Here is a 19,798-nt window from a genome sequence, read left to right on the forward strand (position 1 = left end):
CCCCGGATCGACCCTCCGGGGAGTGATACGCGCCACCTGCCCGTACCGTGGATCACATGGAGATTTTCGGTGTGGACATCGGCGGTTCGGGCATCAAGGGTGCGCCCGTGGACCTGGACCGCGGAGAGCTGGCGCAGGAGCGCCACAAAGTACTGACACCTCACCCGGCCACGCCCGACAGCGTGGCCGCAGGTGTGGCCGAGGTCGTCGGCCACTTCGACTGGCAGGGACCGGTCGGCATCACGTTCCCCGGGGTCGTCACCGGCGGCATCACGAGGACCGCGGCCAACGTGGACAAGGGGTGGATCGACACGGACGCCCGGGCGCTGCTCAGCGACCGCATCGGCCGGCCCGTCACGATCCTCAACGACGCCGACGCGGCGGGCATCGCCGAGATGACCTTCGGTGCGGGCCGCGACCGCAAGGGCACCGTGATCATGCTGACCCTCGGTACGGGCATCGGCAGCGCGGTCTTCACGGACGGGCACCTCGTCCCCAACACCGAGCTCGGCCACCTGGAGCTGCACGGTCACGACGCGGAGAAGCGCGCCTCCACGAAGGCCAAGGAGGACGAGGACCTCAGCTGGCAGCACTGGGCGCACCGGGTGCAGAAGTACCTGGTGCACGTGGAGATGCTGTTCTCGCCCGAACTCTTCATCATCGGCGGCGGCGTCAGCCGCAAGGCGGAGAAGTTCCTGCCGCTGATCGAACACGTACGGGCCGAGATGGTCCCGGCCGTACTCCAGAACAACGCCGGGATCGTCGGCGCGGCCATGGCGGCCGCCGGCAAGTGAGCCCGGCCTGACCCGGAGGGGAAGCCCTACGGGCGGGGGCGGCGTGCGGCGGCCCGGTCGGCCCTGACCAGGTGCCGCTGCCGCTCCCGCATCTGCCGGATCTTCCGTACGGAGGCGATGAGACCCGCCACGAGCGTGCCCCCGTACAGCCAGCCGGCATGGACGGCGAGCGCGGTCACGACGGCCATCGCCTGCCCGCCGAAGCCGCCGGTGCCCCCGGCGACGGGGATCACGCCCACCGCGAAGGCGATGGGCACGATGATCGGGGCGGTCACCAGGTCGGCGGGCCGGACCCAGTAGGCGGTGAGGGCGCTGACGAGCAGGAACAGCACCCCGTACACGGCCTCGGAACCGCCGAGGAGCAGTTGGTCCAGGCAGGCCAGCAGGAACATGGTCAGGGCCGCGAAGAGCCCGGCACCGATGCCGGTCAGCCTGGGGTTGGGAAACCTCCGCAGCGCGAGCACCCAGGGCGCCACGGAGCCCGAGCGGGGCCCTGCCGCCCCCTGGCCCGGCGCCGACGCGGGGGCGACCGCCACCGTCACCGGAAAGGCGGACGCCGCCGTGCCCTCACCGAGGCCACCGGGCGGGGGAGGCGCCACCTGCGAGGGCTGCCTGCGCTGCGGGGTACGTGTCCTGTGCTGCTCCACCCCGACAACCTAGGTCGCGGGACGGTCTCCCGCGGGTGCGGGACACGCCCTTTGGATGACCTTGGCTCTGCGTTCGAGGCCACACGGCCGAAACACAACCGTTCGGCCCCGGGAAGAGCCCGGCGTCCGCACCCGTGACGGGGCGCCCGGCCCCGCCCGTAAACTGGAGAATCGGGTCCACGCGCGGCCCGCCCGCACAGCCCCCTCTCCTCACTTCAGGAAGTCGCCAAAGTGTCGCTCACGATCGGAATCGTCGGCCTGCCGAATGTCGGCAAGTCGACCCTGTTCAACGCCCTGACCAAGAACGACGTGCTGGCGGCCAACTACCCGTTCGCCACCATCGAGCCGAACGTCGGCGTCGTGGGCGTCCCCGACCCGCGCCTGGACAAGCTCGCCGAGATCTTCAACTCGCAGAAGCTGCTCCCCGCGACCGTCGACTTCGTCGACATCGCCGGCATCGTGCGCGGCGCGAGCGAGGGCGAGGGCCTGGGCAACAAGTTCCTCGCGAACATCCGCGAGTCCGACGCCATCTGCCAGGTCATCCGGGCCTTCAAGGACGAGAACGTCGTCCACGTCGACGGCAAGGTCTCGCCCAAGGACGACATCGAGACGATCAACACCGAGCTGATCCTCGCCGACCTCCAGTCCGTCGAGAAGGCCGTCCCGCGCCTGACGAAGGAATCCCGCCTCCAGAAGGAGAAGGTCGCGGTCCTCGCCGCCGTCGAGGAGGCCCAGAAGATCCTCGAAGCGGGCGACACCCTCTTCTCCAAGGGCATCACCGCCGGCACCGAGAAGGGCCGCCTGCTCCACGAGCTGCACCTGCTCACGACGAAGCCGTTCCTCTACGTCTTCAACGTCGACGAGGACGAGCTGGTCGACGAGGACTTCAAGAACGAGCAGCGCGCCCTGGTCGCCCCGGCGGAGGCCATCTTCCTCAACGCCAAGATCGAGTCCGAGCTGATCGAACTCGACGACGACGAGGCCCTCGAACTCCTCCAGTCCATGGGCCAGGAAGAGCCCGGCCTGGCCACCCTCGGCCGCGTCGGCTTCGACACCCTGGGCCTCCAGACCTACCTCACGGCAGGCCCGAAGGAAGCCCGCGCCTGGACGATCAAGAAGGGCGCCACGGCCCCGGAGGCGGCCGGTGTGATCCACACCGACTTCCAGAAGGGCTTCATCAAGGCGGAGATCGTCTCCTTCGAGGACCTCGTCGAGACCGGCTCGGTCGCCGAGGCCCGCGCGAAGGGCAAGGCGCGCATGGAGGGCAAGGACTACGTGATGCAGGACGGCGATGTGGTGGAGTTCCGCTTCAACGTCTGACGGGCAGTCAAGACCTGCGCCCGGCCCGCTTGTTGGTGGGTCGGGCGCAGGTGTACGTCCGCGTGGAGTCCTTGTGCCGCGAAGCGCTGAGCTGTTGGTGACGGGTCTGGTTGGCGCGACTGCGGTCGGCGTTCAGACTTTGACGACATCTACGGCGGGGCCGCACAGGAGCGTCAGGTCCTCGGGATCGGAGGTCAGGGCGGTGACCGGCTGGGGTGCGGTGCGGGCGATGACGGCGAAGGCGGCGTCGATGGCGTACTTGTGGCCGTGGAGGCGGTGGCTGCGCAGGAGGGCTGCGGCCTGATCGGTGATCTCCTTGGTGACGTCGTGAACGTCGACGCGGGAGAGGACCCACTTGAGCCGGGCGGGGTGGATGCGCTCGTAGTCGGCCTCGAGGGTGGTCATGGCGCTTGTGGCCACACGGATGCCTTCCTCCGATGCCGCTTGGATCAGGGCTATGACGGTGCGGTCCTTGCGGTAGAGCTTGGAGAGGCCTTCGCTGTCGAGCAGCAGGGTGCCGGGCATCAGGCTGCGGCCCCGCCGACCTGCCGGTGGTCATGGCGCAGCAGCGCGCGGGCGGCTTCGACCTCCTCGCGGGTGAGCTCGTCATTGTCGGTCGCGAAGTCGGCGACGATCTCCCGGAGCTTGTCCATGGCGACCCGTTGTTCGAGGGCTTCGGCGACGTAGGAGGAGAAACCGCCGGGCCCGACGTGGGCGCGTGCGGCTTCGGCGAGTTCCTCGGGCAGGCTGATCGAGTACTTCTTGCTACTGCTCATGGTGCCCATGCTACCGGTGGTCGTAAGTCTCTGGGTGTAGATGGTCGTGGCCGCGCGGACTGTGTGGACGGGTATCCGTCCGGTCCGCAGAGAGTCCGCAGGACACCCGTAAGCGCCCGTCGCAGGCCAACGCGAGCCAACGGAGAAATGGCTGGTCAGGGCCCTAGGCAGGGCTCCGCCGCAGGTCAGGATCTGGCCGCATACGTTCCGCTTCAACGTGTAGTGGCTGACATGTCACCGCGTCGCTGACGTGGCAAACATGCAGGTCAGAGAGGGCCCGACTCTTCGGAGTCGGGCCCTTGGTTTTCCCGTGCTGGGATGGGGCCCAGATGGGATCGGGATGGGATCGGGATGGCCGTGCTGGGATTTGCGCGAGCGGGGCGATGGCCGAGTGTGAAGGTAGTGCGGGCGTGGCGCCTTTCCTACTCGTTTGACACAATCGGGGCCATGGCTGAGACGACGTACAGCATCGGGGAAGGCCCGGCGACGCGGGTGAGCCTGTCGCTGCCGGAGGGGACCGCGGAGGCGATCCGGGCGCGGGTGGGGAAGAGGGAGTTCTCCGCGTTCATCGCCGAGGCGGTCGAGCGTGAGCTGCGCGGGCAGGTGCTTGACGAGTATCTGGCGGACTACGAGAGCCGCAAGGGGCCGGTTTCCGAGCAGACTCGTCAGCGGGCGCGGCAGGTCTTCGACGAGGTGTTCGCCGAGGAGGGCGAGTGGCCCGCCGCAAGCTGAGTCACGAGGGGACGCTCGTCCTGGACAGCGAAGGGCTCTCGAAGCTGCTCACCGACGACGAGCACGTGGTGGCTCTGATCGCTGAGGCGCGCTCACGCGGCATGGAGGTCGTGAGCAGTGCGCTCACCATCATCGAAGCCGTCCACGCCCGTACGAACACGTCCCGCCTGAACTGGGTGCTTTCCGGGCTGCGGGTCGTCCCGGTCGGTGACGAGGAGGCGAGGGCTGCCTCGACGTTGCTGATGAACGCCGGGTTGCACGGACGCAAGTGCGCGATCGATGCGGCCGTCGCCGAGGCCGCGCTGCGACAGCACCGCCCCGTGGTCATGCTGACTTCCGCTATTGACGACATGGCCAAGCTGTGCGGCGAGCGGGTCCGGCTCGTGGCGGTGTGAATTCCCCTGGTCCGGCTTCTGCCTTTCGACGGTTGATCAGTGAGTGGCGGTGGAGCTACCAGTATTCGGCGGACCACCGGTTTCGGTAACCGGCGATCCGCCGCTATGTTGCAGCGGATTTGGAGGTACGCCTCCGCGAACGCGAGCCACGCCTCGATCTCGGTCCGCTCCTGCCCGGGCGGAAGCGATGTGGCGTGGTCGCGTACTGCTGCGATGTATTCGGTCAGGCGGCTGGCCTGGTACCAGGTGTCTGTCTGTTCCCCGAGGTGTTTGACGCGGTAGGCGTGGGCGTAGGCGGCGTGGGCTCCCTGCATGGCGGCTTCCCAGCGCTTTTGCTTGTACCTCTCTGGCTTTCTGGTCTGCAAGGGGTTTACGCTCCGCGGCTTCGCCACGGAGACCGACCTCCTGCATGATCTCGGCGAGTTGTTCTTCCAGAGGCCGGTCGGGGAGATCCGCCCATTCGCTTGCACGGTGCGGGCTGCCGCCGCGGAGCATGAAACGCAGACGGCTGGAGGGGTGTGGTCGAAGCGGGCGATGCGCATCCATGAGTACTTCTTGGCCTCGGCGAGCTCCTTGTCAGTGGGGACGTGTTCGCTGCGATCTTGTTCTTGAAGGACGAGGAATCCGACGCTTTCGCCTTGGGCGGTGATGGAGAAGTGCGGTGGGGCCTTGCGGCGCCGATGGGGTGGGGGAGCGCCTTGTGTGGTTCCGAGCGCTGCCTTGTGGCCCCTTGTGCTCCGGTGGGGTGATGAGGGTTTGGATGATGCGCAGGGCTCGGCCGTGGAGGGGTTTGGTCAGGCCCATGGGCTGCGGCCGCGGTATCGGTCTTCCCGTACTGCACAGTTCGCTCTGCGCGGCCTGGACTCCGGCCTTCCTCAGCGGCTCGTAGGCGGCCACGATCTCGGTGAGGCCGTCCGTGGCCGGCGGCTGTCAGCGAGGGCCGGTTCCCGGCAGGGGCCGGCCCGTGTACGCCTCCGCGAGATAGGTGCTGCCTGCCCGCGACTCGACGACGCTCCGCAGTTCGCCGATCTGGCGCATGCGGTCGAAGTCGCTTGCGCCAGGCTGCACATGGAGCATGTTCGTCAACCACCAGGAGAAGTGCTGCGCCTTCCAGATGCGCTGCCGGGCGGTTTCGGCGAAGGCGTCGAACAGGGTCTCGTCCCGGTCGAGCAGCAGGCTCCGCAGCGCGTCGGTGAGCAGGACCACGTCGGCTACGGCGAGGTTCATGCCCTTGGCGCCGGTGGGCGGGACGGTATGGGCCGCGTCGCCGACGAGGACGACGCGCCCGCGGCGCATCTCGTGCGCCACGAAACTGCGGAAGCGCAGCACGTCCCGCTGGAAGATCGGGCCCTCGTGGAGGGTGGTGCCGGGTACGCGGGCCTGGAGCATCTCCCACAGCTGTTCCTCGCTGTACGCCTCGGTGTCGGTGTCCGGGTCGCACTGGAAGTACATGCGCTGCACGTCGGGGCTGCGCTGGCTGATGAGCGCGAAGCCGTCCGGCGAGTTGCTGTAGATGAGTTCCTCGGCGCTGGGCGGCGCTTCGCACAGGATGCCGAACCAGGCGAACGGGTACTCCCGGAAGTAGCCGCCGTACGCGCCCGTCACGGCCTTGCGGGCGACGCCGCGCGAGCCGTCCGCACCGACCACGACGTCGGCCTCGATCTCGATCGCGTTGCCCTCGGCGTCCCGGGCGACGACGCGTGGCCGGCTGCTCTCCGCGTCCTCGACGCGCTCGGCGGTCACCCCGAAGCGCAGGTCCTGGTCGGCGGCGAGACGCGCTGCGACGAGATCCTTCAGGACCTCGTGCTGCGGGTACAGCCACACCGCGCGTCCGACGGTGTCGGTGAAGTCGATCCGGTGGCCCTCGCCGCCGAAGCGGAGCTCGATGCCCTCGTGCTTCTGGCCGACCGTCAGGACACGGTCCGACGCGCCCGTCTCGGAGAGGACCTCGACGGTGCCCTGCTCCAGGATCCCTGCCCGGATGGTGGTCTCGATCTGCTCGCGGGTGCGGGAGTCGATCACGACCGACTCGATGCCGCACCGGTCCAGCAGGTGGGAGAGCAGCAGGCCGGCGGGTCCTGCGCCTATGACGGCGACACGGGTGCGTACAGGCATGTCGTTTCCTTCGACGGGCCGACGGGGTTGGCAGGGAGTCTGGCCCAGCGGGACGCCGCCGACGACCAGTGGTCCCATTGAACGGGAATCGGATTTCCGGGCGGTACCCCCGGCGCGGCCCGGTTGCGCGGGTCGTTCCCCGAAGGCCACGCCGGCAGGACGCGCGTGGCCAGGTCCATGCCGGCCGGGTGCCGGGGTGTCCGGCGCGGGCGACTACGGGCGGAGCGTGCCCATGGTCGCCGAGATACGGGCCGCCGCCGCTCGGAGCTCCTCGACCGCGAGCCCGGTCGGCGCGTCCCGGGGCAGGACCACCGACAGGGCCGCGATCACCGGGCCGCGTCCCTCTCGTACGGGCACGGCGACCCCGGTCGAGACGGCCTCGACCGATCCCGGTGCCACCACGACGCCCTCACGGCGGATCCGGGCCAGGTCGCGGCGCAGCCGCGCCGGGTCGGTCTCGGTTCCCGCAGCCACCGCGTCGAGCGGCCCGGCGAGGATGCGTTCCCGCAGTTCCTCCGGGCTGTGGGCGAGCAGGACGAGTCCCGACGACGAGGCGTGCAGCGGCAGACGGCCGGCGATCCGGGTGATGTTCGCGCCGGCATGCGGGTGGGACAGGCGCTCGATGAAGAGCGTCTCGTCGTTCTCCAGCACCGCGAGCTGGGTGTGCTCCCGCAACCGGGCCTGGACGCGTTCCATGAGAGGCAGCGCCGCCTGCCGCAGGCGCAGGGCGTGCGAGCCGCGCAGGGCCAGTTCCCACAGGCGCATGCCCAGGCGTACCCGCTGGTCCTCGTCGCGCTCCAGCAGACCGCACTCCAGGAGGTCGGCCACCATCCGGTGCCCGGTGGAGGAGGGCAGGTGCGCGCGACGGCTGATCTCCGTCGCGGTCTGCACGGTGCGGTCGGCGTCGAACGTCTCGAGGACGCGAACGATCCGTTCGGTGACCGACTCCCCGGAAGGCGAGTTCGCCATCGTCCGCCTCCGCTCCCGCTCCACCCGGAGCATTACCGGCGAGAGTACATGTCCGGATTCACCGGATCGCCGTAGCACCCCTGGGCGTGGAAAGGAGCCCGGATGCGCCGCGAATGGGTCCCGCTCCCCGGCGCCGCCGTCATTCCCCGAGAATGTCCAGGCCGTTGGCCGATGGCGGATCAGAGTGTCCGCCCGATTCTCCGGTGGCGGTCGTGGGCAGCTCGACGGGGGCCTCGACGGAAACGGGGCCGGACGTGTTGACGGGCAGGGACGGAATCGACGTGGGTACGGCCGGCGGCGGGAGTTTCGTGGTCAGCGAGATCGACCCGACGCGAATTCCCAGGGCTGTTGGGTCCGTTGCCTCGTAGGTTGTCTGCGGCTCCCCGGCGACGGGGCGCGCGGTGTCCTGGCCCGTGCGCGGGTCGCTCCCCGGGGCCGGGGAGGTGGAGGGCGAGGGTGCGTGAGCGCGGTGCGGCGTTGTACGGGGAGAGGGCAAGCCCTCGGCCGTCGCGGCCGGCGGGGCACCCGCTCGCGGAGGCCGGGTGTCCGGCAGGCCGGGGGAGGGGGCGGGCAGGAACAGTCCCGCCACGGCGACCGTCGCAGCCGAGGTCGCCACTGCCGACCGGGTGGCGCCCGTGCCGGGGAACCTGCGTACACACATCCAGACGGTCACGGCCACCGCGAGGCTTCCGGCCAGGGCGTCCCGTAGCGACCGCCGGGCCCTGGCGAGCAAGGACTCGGTCGCCCGGTAGCTCAGCCCCAGGGTCCGGGCCACCTGTCCCACGTCGAGATCCCGGGACCTGAGCCGCAGCGCCTCCGCCTGGCGGGCAGGCAGCAGCTCCATGCCGCGGTCGGCCAGCCACTGGGCCTCCGCCCGGTCGCACGCGGCCTCCTCGACCTGGCAGGGCTCGACCGGGGCGGGAAGGCTCCTGGCCAGCTCCGAGTCGCGGGCGATCTGGCGGTGCCGTTCGGCGCACGCGCGTACGGTCGCGAGCCTGAGCCATGGGCCTATCCGGCCGTACTGCACATCCGGGTCCTCCACCGCGCGGAGCATCGCTTCGTGGACGGCGTCCTCGGCCTCTTCGTCGCTCGACGAACGACGGCGCGCGATCTCCAGCAGCTCCTCCCGGTGGCTCCAGACGAGCTCCCACCGGTTGCCGGGGCTGTGCCGGGGGCGAGCGGGGTACCGGTTCCTCACGTGCGAAGCCCTCCGGTCCGCCGTCCAGGCGCGGGTCGGTGCCGGTGTCCAGGTGTGCCGACGCCCTTGTGGTTCAACGCCCTTACGCCCCGATGTCGTCACGCGCCGATGCCCTGACGCGCCAACGCCCCTACGCCCCGCGGCCTGGTCGGCATCGGGGCATACGGGCTCGGCGTCGGATCAGACCGAGAGCGTGGCGGCGGAGCCGAGCCCGGCAACGCCCAGCACGTCCACGCCGACGGCGCCCGAGAAGTCGGCGGAGAGGGGCGACTCGACGGAGACGGCACCGGCCAGGCCGCCGAGGAGGCCGCCGGACACGTTGTCCAGGTCCGCGTCGGAGATTTCCTGGGTCTGGATCTGGGGAGCGGAGCTCATGAAGTGAATTCCCTTCGCATTGCTTTCGAATGGCAAGGGCCCACTCCGTCAGGAAAAAGGGCCCTCGCCGTTTTCGCGGGAGTCGACGCGTTCACATGTCCGAATGCGGTACATGCTTTTGCGGCTTCGCGATGTGAAGGATGAAAGCACGTGGGCGCGCCGTGGGGCCACCTGGAGTGCAGCCCTGCGTATTGCTTTTCGTCGTCGGGAAACCGGTGCGGTCACATCGCTCCATGGACCGGTACAACTTCTCCACGCGACCGCCCGACAGACGCTCCGCCGTCCCGGACTTTAATCCGCCGCGAACAGGACATTCTCTGACATGCCCGCCGTGGATGCGCCTCCGGCGTGGAGAGCCACCGAAGGTGCCACGGCATCTGCGCACGCGATGTGCAGATCCGCCGCAGACGGGCACGGCCGAGGTGCCTGACCCGCTCTCCGGCCGTCGGCCCGGGGCCGGTGGCCTCCCGGCCCCTCGACACCCCTCGACCCCTCGACCTGGCAGGTCCACGGGAACGGCGCCGGGACGGTGGGTCCTGGTGGTTGGGTGGGTAGGGCAGGGAGCGGTGGGCCGCCGGGTACGGGATCCGGCAAGGAGGGGGAGTCATGGAGCCGTTGGCGGCCGGGGATCCGGAGCGAGTGGGCGACTTCGTGCTGCGCGGCCGGCTGGGCGCGGGAGGAATGGGGGAGGTGTTCCTGGGCCGGTCGCCGGGAGGCAAGGCCGTGGCGGTGAAGGTCGTGCATCCGCACCTGGCCAGGCAGGCGGAGTTCCGGCGCCGTTTCCGGCTGGAGGTCACGGCTGCGCGGGCGGTCAGCGGCGCGTTCACCGCGCCGGTGATGGCGGCCGGCCCGGAGGACGACCCGCCGTGGATCGCGACGGCCTACGTCCCAGGGCCTTCCCTGGCCGAGGCCGTGGCCAGGTCCGGGCCCTTGGCGGAGGACTCGGTGTGGCAGCTTGCCGCGGGGTTGGCCGAGGCGTTGGGGGCCATCCACGCGGAGGGCCTGATCCATCGGGATCTCAAGCCGTCGAACGTGTTGCTGGCAGCGGACGGCCCTCGCGTGATCGACTTCGGGATCGCCAGAGCCATGGAGGCCACCGTGCTGACCGGAACCGGCACGACCATCGGCACGCCCGGCTACATGGCCCCGGAACAAGCCGAAGGCCGGCAGGTGGGGCCGCAGGCCGACGTCTTCTCGCTCGGTGCCGTCCTCGCCTTCGCCGCCAACGGCAGGGAGCCGTTCGGTCAGGGCTCGCCACTGGGCATCCTGCACCGCGTGGTCAACGGTGAGCCGCAACTGGACGGGCTGCCGGAACGTGTACGCGCGTTGGTGGCCACGTGCCTGGCCAAGAACCCCGCCGACCGTCCCACCCCCGCCCAGCTGCTCGTAGAGATCGCCGGGCACTGGGATCCGCCCGAGGAGTTCCCGCATGCCCCGCCGTGGTCCGAGGCTGTGACGGCCCTGATCCAGTACCGCGGTCCGTCGACCACCGCGCAGTACACCGCGTACGGAGCGACGCCGCCTTCCCACCACTCCGAGCCCACGCACACCCCACCCCCACGGAGCTCCCCGACGCCCGCGGGCCAGGGGGTCCCGGATACGGAGCCCCCGGCCGGCCCGGTCGGCGAATCCGCACGCGAGGCGGACCCTGAACACCTCCAGGCTCTGAACGCCCGTGCCGAGCGGGCGGGCAGTCTCGGAGAGGCCGGGGATCACATGGAGGCGGCGCGGCTCCATGCGGAGGTCGCGGCCGAGCGGGCGCGGGTCCTGGGGCCTGATCATTACGACACTTTGCTCTCCCGTCATCTTCAGGCGTGGGAGTTGGGTCGGGCTGGGGAGCACGGTGAGGCGGCGCGGTTGTATGGGGAGGTGGCTGTGGATTCGGCGCGGGTTCTGGGGCCTGATCACACCGACACGTTGAATGCCCGTTGTCTGCACGGTACGTATGTGGGTGAGGCGGGTGAGCATGCCGAGGCGGTGCGGTTGCTGGCCGGTGTGGTGGCTGATCGGGCGCGTGTTCTGGGTGCTGATCATCCGGATGCGTTGGCGGTGCGCTCGAAGCGTGCGGGGTTCGTCGGGGCTGCCGGTGATCATGTGGAGGCGGCGCGGTTGCATGCCGAGTTGGCCGCCGATCAGGCGAGGGCGCTCGGGGCTGATCATTACGACACGCTGTTGTCTCGTCATCTTCAGGCGTGGGAGTTGGGTCTGGCTGGGGAGTGTGCGGAGGCGGCGCGGTTGTATGGGGAGGTGGCTGTGGATTCGGCGCGGGTTCTGGGGCCTGATCACACCGACACGTTGAATGCCCGTTGTCTGCACGGTACGTATGTGGGTGAGGCGGGTGAGCATGCCGAGGCGGTGCGGTTGCTGGCCGGTGTGGTGGCTGATCGGGCGCGTGTTCTGGGTGCTGATCATCCGGATGCGTTGGCGGTGCGCTCGAAGCGTGCGGGGTTCGTCGGGGCTGCCGGTGATCATGTGGAGGCGGCGCGGTTGCATGCCGAGTTGGCCCTCGATCAGGCGAGGGCGCTCGGGGCTGATCATTACGACACGCTGTTGTCTCGTCATCTTCAGGCGTGGGAGCTCGGGCAGGCCGGGGAGCACGGTGAGGCCGCGCGTCTGTACGCCGAAGTGGCCACCGACTCGGCCCGCGTCCTGGGGCCCGACCACCCCGACTCCGTGAACGCCCGCTCCGGGCACGCCGTGCAGGCCGCGAAGCAGGCGGAGGCGACACGGTCGCAGGGCTGAGAGGGCACGTCCGGCAGGAGTTATCGGTCCTGCGCGGTCACGGTCAGCTCCGTCACCCCCGTCGGCTTCTCCGCGTCCGCGGAGCGGACCGTCAGGCGGATCCGGCGGGCCGTGTCGCCCGGGTGGAACGGACGCCAGGTGTGGCCGTCCAGGGAGGTCTCCAAGGTGTGCGAGGCCGGGGCCACGTCCGTCCAGCGGGGCGTGAGCGCGGCGATCCGGGTCGCGTTCCGCAGAGTGACCGTCAGGGTGCCGGCCGCGCCCTCGGGTGACCAGGACGTCGACGGGCTGCCGTCCACCGCCGCCTCCGCGTACAGGCCCGGGGCCTCGGAAGTGGCCGTAGCGGGCCGGCAGCGGGCCACGTCCGGCGTCGGGACGAGGTCGGGGCGGCGGGTGGGAATCGTGAGGGTGCCGGAAAGGCGGCGGGGGCCCGTGGGGGTGTGCACCGTGAAGGGGGCGCCGTCCGTCAGCCGGACCGTGGTCGTCCGCGGGCCGACGGCGACGTCGTACGTACGGCCGCGGTAGCGCAGCCCCGTCACCTGCACGCCGTCGCGCAGTTGCGGCGGCAGCAGCGGGTCGAGGCGTACGCCGTCCTCGCGCAGCCTGAGCCCGGTCAGACCGTGCGTGAAGACCTGGAGCAGACCGCCCTTGCCGGTGAGGAAGTCCTCGGCGGGGAAACCGGACAGCGGGTCCTGGGCGCCGGACTTCTCGCCCCTCGCCTCGGAGAAGAGGTTGTACGGGCCCCGGACGAACGGACGTACGGCGCGCCGGAGGTAGGTGTACGTGGCGCAGCCCGGCTCCCCGATCGCGGCGGCGTCGATCGCGTGCACCGAGTCCGTCATCGCGGGGCCGTCCGGATCGGTGCGGGCGGCGTAGTGGTCGAGGGTCGCCGCGGCGGCGCCCTCCTCCATCGGCCACTCCAGCGGGTAGACCAGCAGCACCGTGTCGGCCTGCTTGATGGTCGAGCCGTTGTAGCCGGCGTACTGGAGGAAGATCTTCCGCTCCGCGTCGTACGGGATGCGCAGCCCGTCGGCGACCCGGGCCCAGCCGGTGGGGGCGCGGTGGCCGAGGATTCCGGCGGCGCGGGTGGCGTTGCGCAGGGCGGTGGCGGCGACGGCGTTGGTGAAGACGCCGTCCGTGACCCCGTTGCTGTATTCGTCGGGACCCGCGACGTTCTTCACCGAGTAGCTGCCGTCCGCGTTCGCCGTGGCGCGCGACTGCCAGAAGTCGGCGACGCCCTTCAGCAGTGGCCAGCCCCGGTCAGCCAGCCAGGCCCGGTCGCCGGTGGCCAGGTAGTACTGCCAGACGGCGAGCGAGACGTCGCCCTGGAGGTGGTTCTGGGTGAGGCAGTGCGGCGGATCCCAGCTCTGGCACTCGGAGTCGAGGCGCCCCTCGCTCGCGCTGGTCCAGGGGTAGAACAGCCCGTCGTACCCCAGCTTCTCCGCGTTCGCGCGGGCGGCGGTCCGGGTCCGGTAGCGGTACTCGACGACGGAACGGGCGAGTTCGGGGCGGGTGACGAGCAGTCCCGGATACATCCACGTCTCGGCGTCCCAGAACACCATGCCCGCGTAGTTGTCGCTGGTCAGCCCGGCCGGGGCGATGCTGTCGGAGGAGCCGGGCCGGGTGTTGGCCAGCAGTCCGTACTGTGCGGCCCGCAGCCACGCCTGGAGGTCCGGGCTGCCGGGCACCCCGACGTCCGAGGCCCACGCCGTCCGCCAGGCCGCCGCGTTCCCCGCGAGGACCCCGGCCCAGCCGCGCCGGGCCGCGCGTCCGGCGGCGGCCCGCGCGGAGGCGAGCGGCGTGCGGGAGGTGAGGGTGGTGTCGACGCCGACGTACTTCTCGAAGGTGTACGAGCGGCCCGCGCTGACCCTGGTGGTGCGAGCCCCGTCGGTGCCCCGCTGGACGATCGCGCCCTCGGTGCCCGTGCCCAGCGTGCGGAAGGTGCCGTCCTCGCGGACCGTGACCCGTCGCGCTCCGCGCTCGTCCAGCCGGCCGGTCACCGTGGCCGTGCCGCTCCAGTGCGGGGTCATCCGCAGGCGTACGGCGCCGGTGTGCACGTCGGAGCGGTCGGTGAGCACCTCGTAGGTGAGATCGGTCGCGCGGCCGTCCGCCGTGGTCCACCGCAGGGAGGTGACCACGACGCCGCAGCGCAGATGCAGGGTCTGGCGGTAACGGGAGATCCGGCCGGCCGGGGTGGCGGAGCCGTACGTCTCGGAGCCGACGCGCACGTCGAGGGTGGTCCAGCTCGGCAGCGCGGCGATCACCTCGCGCCCCTCGGCCAGGTCGCCCTCGCGGCCGTACAGCCCGGAGACGAAGGCACCGTCGTACCGTGGGGTGTAGAGAGGCCAGCCGGTCTTCTCGCCCGTGGCGGCGTATCCGGCGCCGGTGGCGGGCACGCGGTGGCCCAGATAGCCGTTGCCGACGTAGGGGTCGTAGCCCCGGGCCTCGCCGAAGGTGGTGGACGCCGGTGCCCATGAGGCGTCGGAGCGGGATTCCGCCCCGCAGACGGGCGAGTGGGTGCGCCCCGTCACGTACGGGAGCGAAGGCGCCGGAGTGTGGCCCGCCGCGTACGAGAGCGGGGGCAGGGGGGCGACCAGGGCGCCCGCGACCAGTGGCGTGAGGAGACAGATGCGCTTGAGGCTCACCGTACGAAGGTAGGGAAGGCGGCGCTGCCCGTGCGGTAGCGGCGCGCGGGAGCAGCGACCCGGTTCTCGGCCGGGGAGGGAGAGTGGCATGTCGTACCCGGAACCCGTCTACCAGGGCGGTGAGGGCGAGATCACCGCGCAGTACCGCTCGGCCGGCACCGCCCCGAACCTGCTGACACGCAGCGGCGGGAACACGCACTACCTGGCCACGACCGAGTCGACCCACGGGGAGTTCGGGCTCTACCGGGTCACCCTGGGCCCGAAGGCCGGTGGCCCGGCCACGCACTTCCACCGGTCGATCTCCGAGTCGTTCTACATCCTCGACGGGACGGTGCGGATCTACGACGGCGAGCGGTGGACGGACACCGTCGCGGGTGACTTCCTCTACGTGCCGCAGGGCGGACTGCACGCCTTCCGCAACGACTCGGAGGAGCCCGCGTCGATGCTGCTGCTCTTCACTCCAGGGGCGCCCCGCGAGGAGTACTTCGAGAAGGTGCACCAGGTCTCCGACTGGCCGGAGAAGGACCGCGCGGAGTTCTTCATCAAGCACGACACCTACTGGACGGACTGACGGCCCACCACATACCCGCCCTGACCTCGTGCGGCCTCAGGGCGCGAGGCCCGTCTTGAGGCCCGCTCCGCAGAGTGGCACGACCACGCTCCGGTCCGTCACGTCTCCGACAGCCGCCCAGCAGACGACCCCCGTCGTCTCCACGAAGAAGCCCCGCGCGGCCAGATCCTTCTGCGCCTCCCGGATCCGGTCCTCCGGCACGGTGAGGAAGGTGCCCCCCGACTTCCGCACGGCCGCGAGGATCTGCCGGGCGCGCGGCGGGCGGGGGATGGCGATCCCCTCGGCAAGCGTCGGTGACGCCTCACCCGGGAGGTCCGGCAGATCCTCCACCCCCGCGTGGAACGCCCTGGCCAGCGGGGACACCGCCTCCGCCTGTACGGCGACCAGGGCCGGGCGGCGGTCGATCAGGCCGTGCGCGAGGAGTTCCTCCGTGGCCAGGGCGGCGCCCAGCAGCAGGGTGCCGTTGCCGACGGGTACGGCGATGGCGTCCGGCAAGGTGCCGCCCCGCTCCTCCCAGATCTCGTAGACGTACGTCTTCGTGCCGTGCAGGAAGTACGGGTTGAAGACGTGCGAGGCGTAGAAGGTGCCGGACGCCCCGGCGGCGCTCCGCGCGGCGGACGCCGTGGCCTCCCGTCCGCCGGGCACGACCTCCAGGCGGGCGCCGTGGGCCCGGATCTGCTCGGTCTTCTTGGGTGACGTCCCCTCCGGGACGTACACCGTGCACGGCAGCCCGGCGCGGGCGCAGTAGGCGGCGACGGCCGTGCCCGCGTTGCCGCTGCTGTCCGCGACGACCCGCTCGGGGGAGAGCCTGCGGGCGAGTTCGGCGAGCATGACGGCGCCACGGTCCTTGAAGGAGAGCGTGGGCATCAGGAAGTCGAGCTTGGCCGAGACATGGGAGGTGAGGGGGACGAGCGGGGTCCGTCCTTCGCCGAGGGAGACGGCCGGGGCCGAGAGGGGGAGCGCCTCTTCGTAACGCCAGAGTGAATTGACGCGTCCGCTCAGCGAGTCGGGACGGACCGCTGACAGGTCACCGGCGTCGAGATCCCAGGGGCCTCCGCAGACCGGACAGCACCAGGTCAGCGCCGTGCCGGCGGCACGAGAGCCGTCACGCGGGCAGACGTAGGAGGCCGTGATGGTCCGTGTGTCGGGCATGTGGCCAATGTATTGCCCGCCCGGTGACACCCTTGTGCGATTCCTATGGATCGGCCAATCTTTCGCTCAGCAGGGCGCGCCGCTCACGTGAAGCCACACGGAGCGCGGCTCCTCCTGTGTCTGGTTTGTCATGCTCATGACCTACCCTGCCGTGTCACCCACCTGACGCACCCCCAGGCGACGCGATGCGGGCCATGCACCCCCATGCATCCCCCACCCAGCGCACCGCAACCGAGGAGGACTCCCCCATGGCAGCGACACGTTCCGCACGCTACGCGCGAAGACTGGCCGCGACCAGCGTCATAACCGGCGCGGCCCTGGCGCTCGCGACCGCCGCCGCCTTCCCGGCCGCGGCGTCCGGCAGCGCGCCCGAAGGCCGGATCGAGAACGCCGGCGTCCCGGGCGCGATCAGCGGCAGCTACATCGTCACGCTCGACGAATCCGCGGCCGAGGCCGGTTCGAAGGCGGGCAAGGCGCTCGCCGCGGAGTACGGCGCCACGATCAAGCGGACCTACCGCGCCGCGGTCAACGGTTACTCGGTCGAACTCTCCGCCGCCCAGGCGAAGAAGTTCGCCGCCGACCCGGCCGTGAAGTCCGTCGTGCAGAACCGGACCTTCACCATCTCGGGCACCCAGCCCTCCCCGCCCTCGTGGGGCCTGGACCGGATCGACCAGACGGCCCTGCCGCTGAACAGCAGCTACACCTACCCCGACAAGGCGGGCGAGGGCGTCACCGCGTACATCATCGACACCGGTGTGCGCATCAGCCACAGTGACTTCGGCGGGCGCGCCTCGAACGGCTACGACGCGATCGACAACGACAACGTGGCGCAGGACGGCAACGGCCACGGCACCCACGTGGCGGGCACCGTCGCGGGGACGTCGTACGGAGTCGCCAAGAAGGCGAAGATCGTCGGCGTACGCGTCCTGGACAACAGCGGCTCCGGCACCACCGAGCAGGTCGTGGCGGGCATCGACTGGGTGACGGCGAACGCGGTCAAGCCGGCCGTCGCCAACATGAGCCTGGGCGGCGGCGCGGACTCCGTGCTCGACGCCGCCGTGCAGAGCGCCATCAACTCCGGCATCACCTTCGCCGTCGCGGCGGGCAACGAGTCGACCAACGCCTCCACCAAGTCCCCGGCGCGCGTGGCCGCCGCGATCACGGTCGGCTCCACGACCAGCACCGACGCCCGCTCCAGCTTCTCGAACTACGGCAGCGTCGTGGACATCTTCGCCCCGGGTTCCTCGATCAAGTCGACGTGGAACACCGGCGACAGCGCCACGAACACCATCTCCGGCACGTCGATGGCGAGCCCCCACGTCGCCGGCGCGGCGGCGCTGTACCTCGCCGACCACCCGGGCCAGACCCCGGCGCAGGTCTCCGCCGGACTGGTCGCCGCCGCGACCAGCGGTGTGGTGACGAGCCCGGGCACGGGCTCCCCGAACAAGCTCCTGAACGTCGGCGCGGGCGGCACCACTCCGCCGCCCACCGGCAGCAGGTTCGAGAGCACGACCGGCTACACCATCACCGACAACGCCACGGTGGAGTCCCCGATCACCGTCTCGGGTGTCAGCGGCAACGCGCCGTCCGCGCTCAGCGTGCCCGTCGACATCACGCACACCTACTCGGGTGACCTCAAGATCGACCTGGTCGCCCCCGACGGTTCGGTCTACAACCTGAAGGCCTACGGGACGGGTGGCAGCGCCGACAACGTGATCACCACGTACACGGTCAACGCCTCCTCCGAGACCGCCAACGGAACCTGGAAGCTCCGGGTCTCCGACAACGCCACGTACGACACCGGGCGGATCAACTCCTGGGCCCTGCAGTTCTGACACGGGCCGCACGATGAACCGGTGAACGCGAGGCGGGGCGACTGCCCCGCCTCGCATCCGTCCCGGACCGTGCCCCTCCCGGGGCGGTGCACGTGCCGGAGCGCCCTGGCGTCAGTGCCGGCGCAGACCCCGGTCGACCGCGGTCATCAGCTCGCCGTCGTCCGTGTCACCGTCCAGCGACCAGAACATCGCGCCGCCCAGACCCCGGTCACGGATGTACGAGGTCTTGGCGCGCAGCACCGACGGGTCGTCGTACGTCCACAGGGTGGAGCCGTCGAACAGCCAGGCGTGGCCGTTGCGGGCGTCCCGGTGCACCTCGAACTTCCCGGAGCCGGCCAGCTTCTTGAGCGCCTTGTAGTCCTCGTAACCGGCGGCGTACGTGGCCGGAGCGGGTGCCGCGGCCGGCTGCCCGAGCCCGTCCCCGCCTCCGGTGACGCCCGTCCACCCCTGGCCGTAGAACGGCATACCCATGACCAGCTTGCGGGCGGGGGCCCCGCGCCTGATCCAGTCACGGACCGTCTGGTCGACGCTGAAGTCGCCCTTGGCGTACAGGGCCGACTGCTGGGCGGTCGTCGCCTCGCCGGAGACGTGGAAGTCGTACCCCTGGAGGTTGACGAAGTCGAAGTCCCGCATGATGCGGGGCACGTCGAATCCCGCGTCGATCTTGGCGGGGGCGGTCGGGACGAAGGCCGAGAGCTCGTAGTGCTTCGGCTTCCCCTTCCGGCTGCTCCTGGCGTGCGCGTCGAGCTGCGTACGGAACTCGTGGACCAGGGCGGTGAAGTTGCGCTTGTCCTCGGGGCGGTGGACCGTGTCGGTGTCACCGGCGGAGCCGGGCCACTCCCAGTCGAGGTCGATGCCGTCGAAGAGCCCGGCGGCCGCCCCCTCGCCCCCACGGGCGCCGTCGACGGGCAGGTTGCCCTTGATGTACAGATCGATGCAGGACTTGACGAGCGCCTTGCGGGAGGCGGCCGTGCGGGCGGCGTCCGAGAAGTGGGTGGACCAGCTCCATCCGCCCAGGGAGATCATCACCTTGAGGCCGGGGTGCTTGGCCTTGAGCTCGCGCAGCTGGTTGAAGTTGCCCGCGAGGGGCTGCGTCCCGGTGTCGGCGACACCGTCGACCGATCCGGCGGCGTCCAGCGGACGGGCGTAGTCCGCCCAGGCGTCGGCCTCCCCGGGCACGTTGCCTGTGAAGCACTCGCCTTCGGGACTGACGTTGCCGAAGGCGTAGTTGATGTGGGTCAGCTTGGCCGCGGTGCCGCTGGTGTCCAGGTCCTTGACCTGGAAGTCGCGCCCGTAGACCCCCCATTGGGTGAAGTAGCCGACGGTTCGGTACGCGCGGTCGTGGTGGCCGGAGGCACGGTCGGTGCCGTCCGCCGTCGCCGCGGGGGCGAGTCCGGCGAGCAGGGTGAGGGCTGCGGCGGCGGTGATCGTTCCGGTGAAGGTTCTTCGGCGCATGGGGCTCGTTCCTGTGCGTGATCCGGGATGAGGGCCGGGTGCGTGTCGGAGAGGTGTTCCGTGGCCTGAAGGGCGACGGG

At 70.7% G+C, this 19,798-nt stretch carries 17 protein-coding genes; 7 read left to right on the forward strand and 10 right to left on the reverse strand.

Annotated features, from left to right (window positions below):
- Positions 1 to 56: 56 nt before the first annotated feature.
- Positions 57 to 794: a polyphosphate--glucose phosphotransferase gene (gene ppgK / locus ACFYQ6_RS11500; RefSeq protein ID WP_361580016.1), complete on the forward strand. Its 738-nt coding sequence runs from the start codon at positions 57 to 59 to the stop codon at positions 792 to 794.
- Between the two features lie 26 nt (positions 795 to 820).
- Here ppgK and ACFYQ6_RS11505 read toward each other — a convergent pair whose 3' ends face one another.
- Complete coding sequence (locus tag ACFYQ6_RS11505) at positions 821 to 1,441, reverse strand: DUF6542 domain-containing protein (RefSeq protein WP_361580018.1); 621 nt, start codon at positions 1,439 to 1,441, stop codon at positions 821 to 823.
- Positions 1,442 to 1,672: 231 nt separating this feature from the next.
- Here ACFYQ6_RS11505 and ychF point away from each other — a divergent pair, with 231 nt between their 5' ends.
- The gene (gene ychF / locus ACFYQ6_RS11510) at positions 1,673 to 2,761 is read left to right on the forward strand and encodes a redox-regulated ATPase YchF (protein WP_145803583.1); all 1,089 of its coding nucleotides are present in this window, start codon (positions 1,673 to 1,675) and stop codon (positions 2,759 to 2,761) included.
- A 132-nt stretch (positions 2,762 to 2,893) separates the two neighbouring features.
- On the opposite strand, the gene ACFYQ6_RS11515 is transcribed toward ychF, so the two are convergent.
- Together ACFYQ6_RS11515 and ACFYQ6_RS11520 are read right to left on the reverse strand one after the other, a co-directional pair.
- Positions 2,894 to 3,286, reverse strand: coding sequence for a DNA-binding protein (locus ACFYQ6_RS11515; protein ID WP_388762622.1), 393 nt, complete (start codon positions 3,284 to 3,286; stop codon positions 2,894 to 2,896).
- Positions 3,286 to 3,537, reverse strand: coding sequence for a hypothetical protein (locus ACFYQ6_RS11520; RefSeq protein ID WP_388762625.1), 252 nt, complete (start codon positions 3,535 to 3,537; stop codon positions 3,286 to 3,288). The genes ACFYQ6_RS11515 and ACFYQ6_RS11520 overlap by 1 nt, the downstream gene beginning before the upstream one ends.
- 447 nt (positions 3,538 to 3,984) lie before the next feature.
- Between ACFYQ6_RS11520 and ACFYQ6_RS11525 the strand changes: the two genes are divergently transcribed.
- Both ACFYQ6_RS11525 and ACFYQ6_RS11530 read left to right on the forward strand, forming a co-directional pair.
- Positions 3,985 to 4,269: a hypothetical protein gene (locus ACFYQ6_RS11525; protein ID WP_361580022.1), complete on the forward strand. Its 285-nt coding sequence runs from the start codon at positions 3,985 to 3,987 to the stop codon at positions 4,267 to 4,269.
- Entirely contained in the window at positions 4,251 to 4,664 is a 414-nt protein-coding gene (locus ACFYQ6_RS11530) for a DNA-binding protein (RefSeq protein ID WP_361580024.1), read from the forward strand. The genes ACFYQ6_RS11525 and ACFYQ6_RS11530 overlap by 19 nt, the downstream gene beginning before the upstream one ends.
- A gap of 930 nt (positions 4,665 to 5,594) precedes the next feature.
- On the opposite strand, the gene ACFYQ6_RS11535 is transcribed toward ACFYQ6_RS11530, so the two are convergent.
- The 4 genes from ACFYQ6_RS11535 to ACFYQ6_RS11550 all read right to left on the reverse strand — a co-directional run bounded on the left by ACFYQ6_RS11535 (position 5,595) and on the right by ACFYQ6_RS11550 (position 9,321).
- Complete coding sequence (locus tag ACFYQ6_RS11535) at positions 5,595 to 6,779, reverse strand: 4-hydroxybenzoate 3-monooxygenase (protein WP_388762628.1); 1,185 nt, start codon at positions 6,777 to 6,779, stop codon at positions 5,595 to 5,597.
- Between the two features lie 213 nt (positions 6,780 to 6,992).
- A complete protein-coding gene (locus tag ACFYQ6_RS11540; protein ID WP_361580028.1) occupies positions 6,993 to 7,748 on the reverse strand; it encodes an IclR family transcriptional regulator in 756 nt (251 codons plus the stop codon).
- A gap of 139 nt (positions 7,749 to 7,887) precedes the next feature.
- Positions 7,888 to 8,946, reverse strand: a complete 1,059-nt coding sequence (locus ACFYQ6_RS11545; RefSeq protein ID WP_388762631.1) for a sigma-70 family RNA polymerase sigma factor — start codon at positions 8,944 to 8,946, stop codon at positions 7,888 to 7,890.
- Between the two features lie 180 nt (positions 8,947 to 9,126).
- Complete coding sequence (locus ACFYQ6_RS11550; RefSeq protein ID WP_361580032.1) at positions 9,127 to 9,321, reverse strand: hypothetical protein; 195 nt, start codon at positions 9,319 to 9,321, stop codon at positions 9,127 to 9,129.
- Positions 9,322 to 9,927: 606 nt separating this feature from the next.
- On the opposite strand from ACFYQ6_RS11550, the gene ACFYQ6_RS11555 reads away from it, so the two are divergent.
- Positions 9,928 to 12,063, forward strand: coding sequence for a tetratricopeptide repeat protein (locus ACFYQ6_RS11555; RefSeq protein ID WP_388762634.1), 2,136 nt, complete (start codon positions 9,928 to 9,930; stop codon positions 12,061 to 12,063).
- Between the two features lie 20 nt (positions 12,064 to 12,083).
- On the opposite strand, the gene ACFYQ6_RS11560 is transcribed toward ACFYQ6_RS11555, so the two are convergent.
- A complete protein-coding gene (locus ACFYQ6_RS11560; protein ID WP_388762637.1) occupies positions 12,084 to 14,705 on the reverse strand; it encodes a glycosyl hydrolase family 65 protein in 2,622 nt (873 codons plus the stop codon).
- Between the two features lie 88 nt (positions 14,706 to 14,793).
- Here ACFYQ6_RS11560 and ACFYQ6_RS11565 point away from each other — a divergent pair, with 88 nt between their 5' ends.
- On the forward strand, positions 14,794 to 15,276 hold the full coding sequence (locus tag ACFYQ6_RS11565; protein WP_388762641.1) for a cupin domain-containing protein: 483 nt from the start codon (positions 14,794 to 14,796) through the stop codon (positions 15,274 to 15,276).
- Positions 15,277 to 15,312: 36 nt separating this feature from the next.
- Here the strand turns inward: ACFYQ6_RS11565 and ACFYQ6_RS11570 are convergent, their stop codons facing one another.
- Positions 15,313 to 16,428 carry a threonine synthase gene (locus tag ACFYQ6_RS11570; protein ID WP_388762644.1) on the reverse strand — a complete coding sequence of 372 codons (1,116 nt, stop codon included), beginning with the start codon at positions 16,426 to 16,428 and terminating at the stop codon, positions 15,313 to 15,315.
- A gap of 248 nt (positions 16,429 to 16,676) precedes the next feature.
- On the opposite strand from ACFYQ6_RS11570, the gene ACFYQ6_RS11575 reads away from it, so the two are divergent.
- Positions 16,677 to 18,263, forward strand: a complete 1,587-nt coding sequence (locus ACFYQ6_RS11575) for a S8 family serine peptidase (RefSeq protein ID WP_361580041.1) — start codon at positions 16,677 to 16,679, stop codon at positions 18,261 to 18,263.
- A gap of 111 nt (positions 18,264 to 18,374) precedes the next feature.
- Here the strand turns inward: ACFYQ6_RS11575 and ACFYQ6_RS11580 are convergent, their stop codons facing one another.
- Positions 18,375 to 19,718 carry a glycoside hydrolase family 18 protein gene (locus ACFYQ6_RS11580; RefSeq protein WP_361580043.1) on the reverse strand — a complete coding sequence of 448 codons (1,344 nt, stop codon included), beginning with the start codon at positions 19,716 to 19,718 and terminating at the stop codon, positions 18,375 to 18,377.
- Positions 19,719 to 19,798: the final 80 nt, after the last annotated feature.

Source organism: Streptomyces sp. NPDC005494 (genome assembly GCF_042872025.1).
In the GTDB taxonomy this organism is placed as follows: domain Bacteria; phylum Actinomycetota; class Actinomycetes; order Streptomycetales; family Streptomycetaceae; genus Streptomyces.

Coding starts and splice junctions, on each gene's coding strand:
- ACFYQ6_RS11515 (WP_388762622.1), bottom strand. CDS start 3,286: ATGCCCGGCACCCTGCTGCTCGACAGCGAAGGCCTCTCCAAGCTCTAC.
- ACFYQ6_RS11555 (WP_388762634.1), top strand. CDS start 9,928: ATGGAGCCGTTGGCGGCCGGGGATCCGGAGCGAGTGGGCGACTTCGTG.
- ACFYQ6_RS11525 (WP_361580022.1), top strand. CDS start 3,985: ATGGCTGAGACGACGTACAGCATCGGGGAAGGCCCGGCGACGCGGGTG.
- ACFYQ6_RS11520 (WP_388762625.1), bottom strand. CDS start 3,537: ATGAGCAGTAGCAAGAAGTACTCGATCAGCCTGCCCGAGGAACTCGCC.
- ACFYQ6_RS11550 (WP_361580032.1), bottom strand. CDS start 9,321: ATGAGCTCCGCTCCCCAGATCCAGACCCAGGAAATCTCCGACGCGGAC.
- ACFYQ6_RS11540 (WP_361580028.1), bottom strand. CDS start 7,748: ATGGCGAACTCGCCTTCCGGGGAGTCGGTCACCGAACGGATCGTTCGC.
- ppgK (WP_361580016.1), top strand. CDS start 57: ATGGAGATTTTCGGTGTGGACATCGGCGGTTCGGGCATCAAGGGTGCG.
- ACFYQ6_RS11575 (WP_361580041.1), top strand. CDS start 16,677: ATGGCAGCGACACGTTCCGCACGCTACGCGCGAAGACTGGCCGCGACC.
- ACFYQ6_RS11580 (WP_361580043.1), bottom strand. CDS start 19,718: ATGCGCCGAAGAACCTTCACCGGAACGATCACCGCCGCCGCAGCCCTC.
- ACFYQ6_RS11570 (WP_388762644.1), bottom strand. CDS start 16,428: ATGCCCGACACACGGACCATCACGGCCTCCTACGTCTGCCCGCGTGAC.
- ACFYQ6_RS11565 (WP_388762641.1), top strand. CDS start 14,794: ATGTCGTACCCGGAACCCGTCTACCAGGGCGGTGAGGGCGAGATCACC.
- ACFYQ6_RS11535 (WP_388762628.1), bottom strand. CDS start 6,779: ATGCCTGTACGCACCCGTGTCGCCGTCATAGGCGCAGGACCCGCCGGC.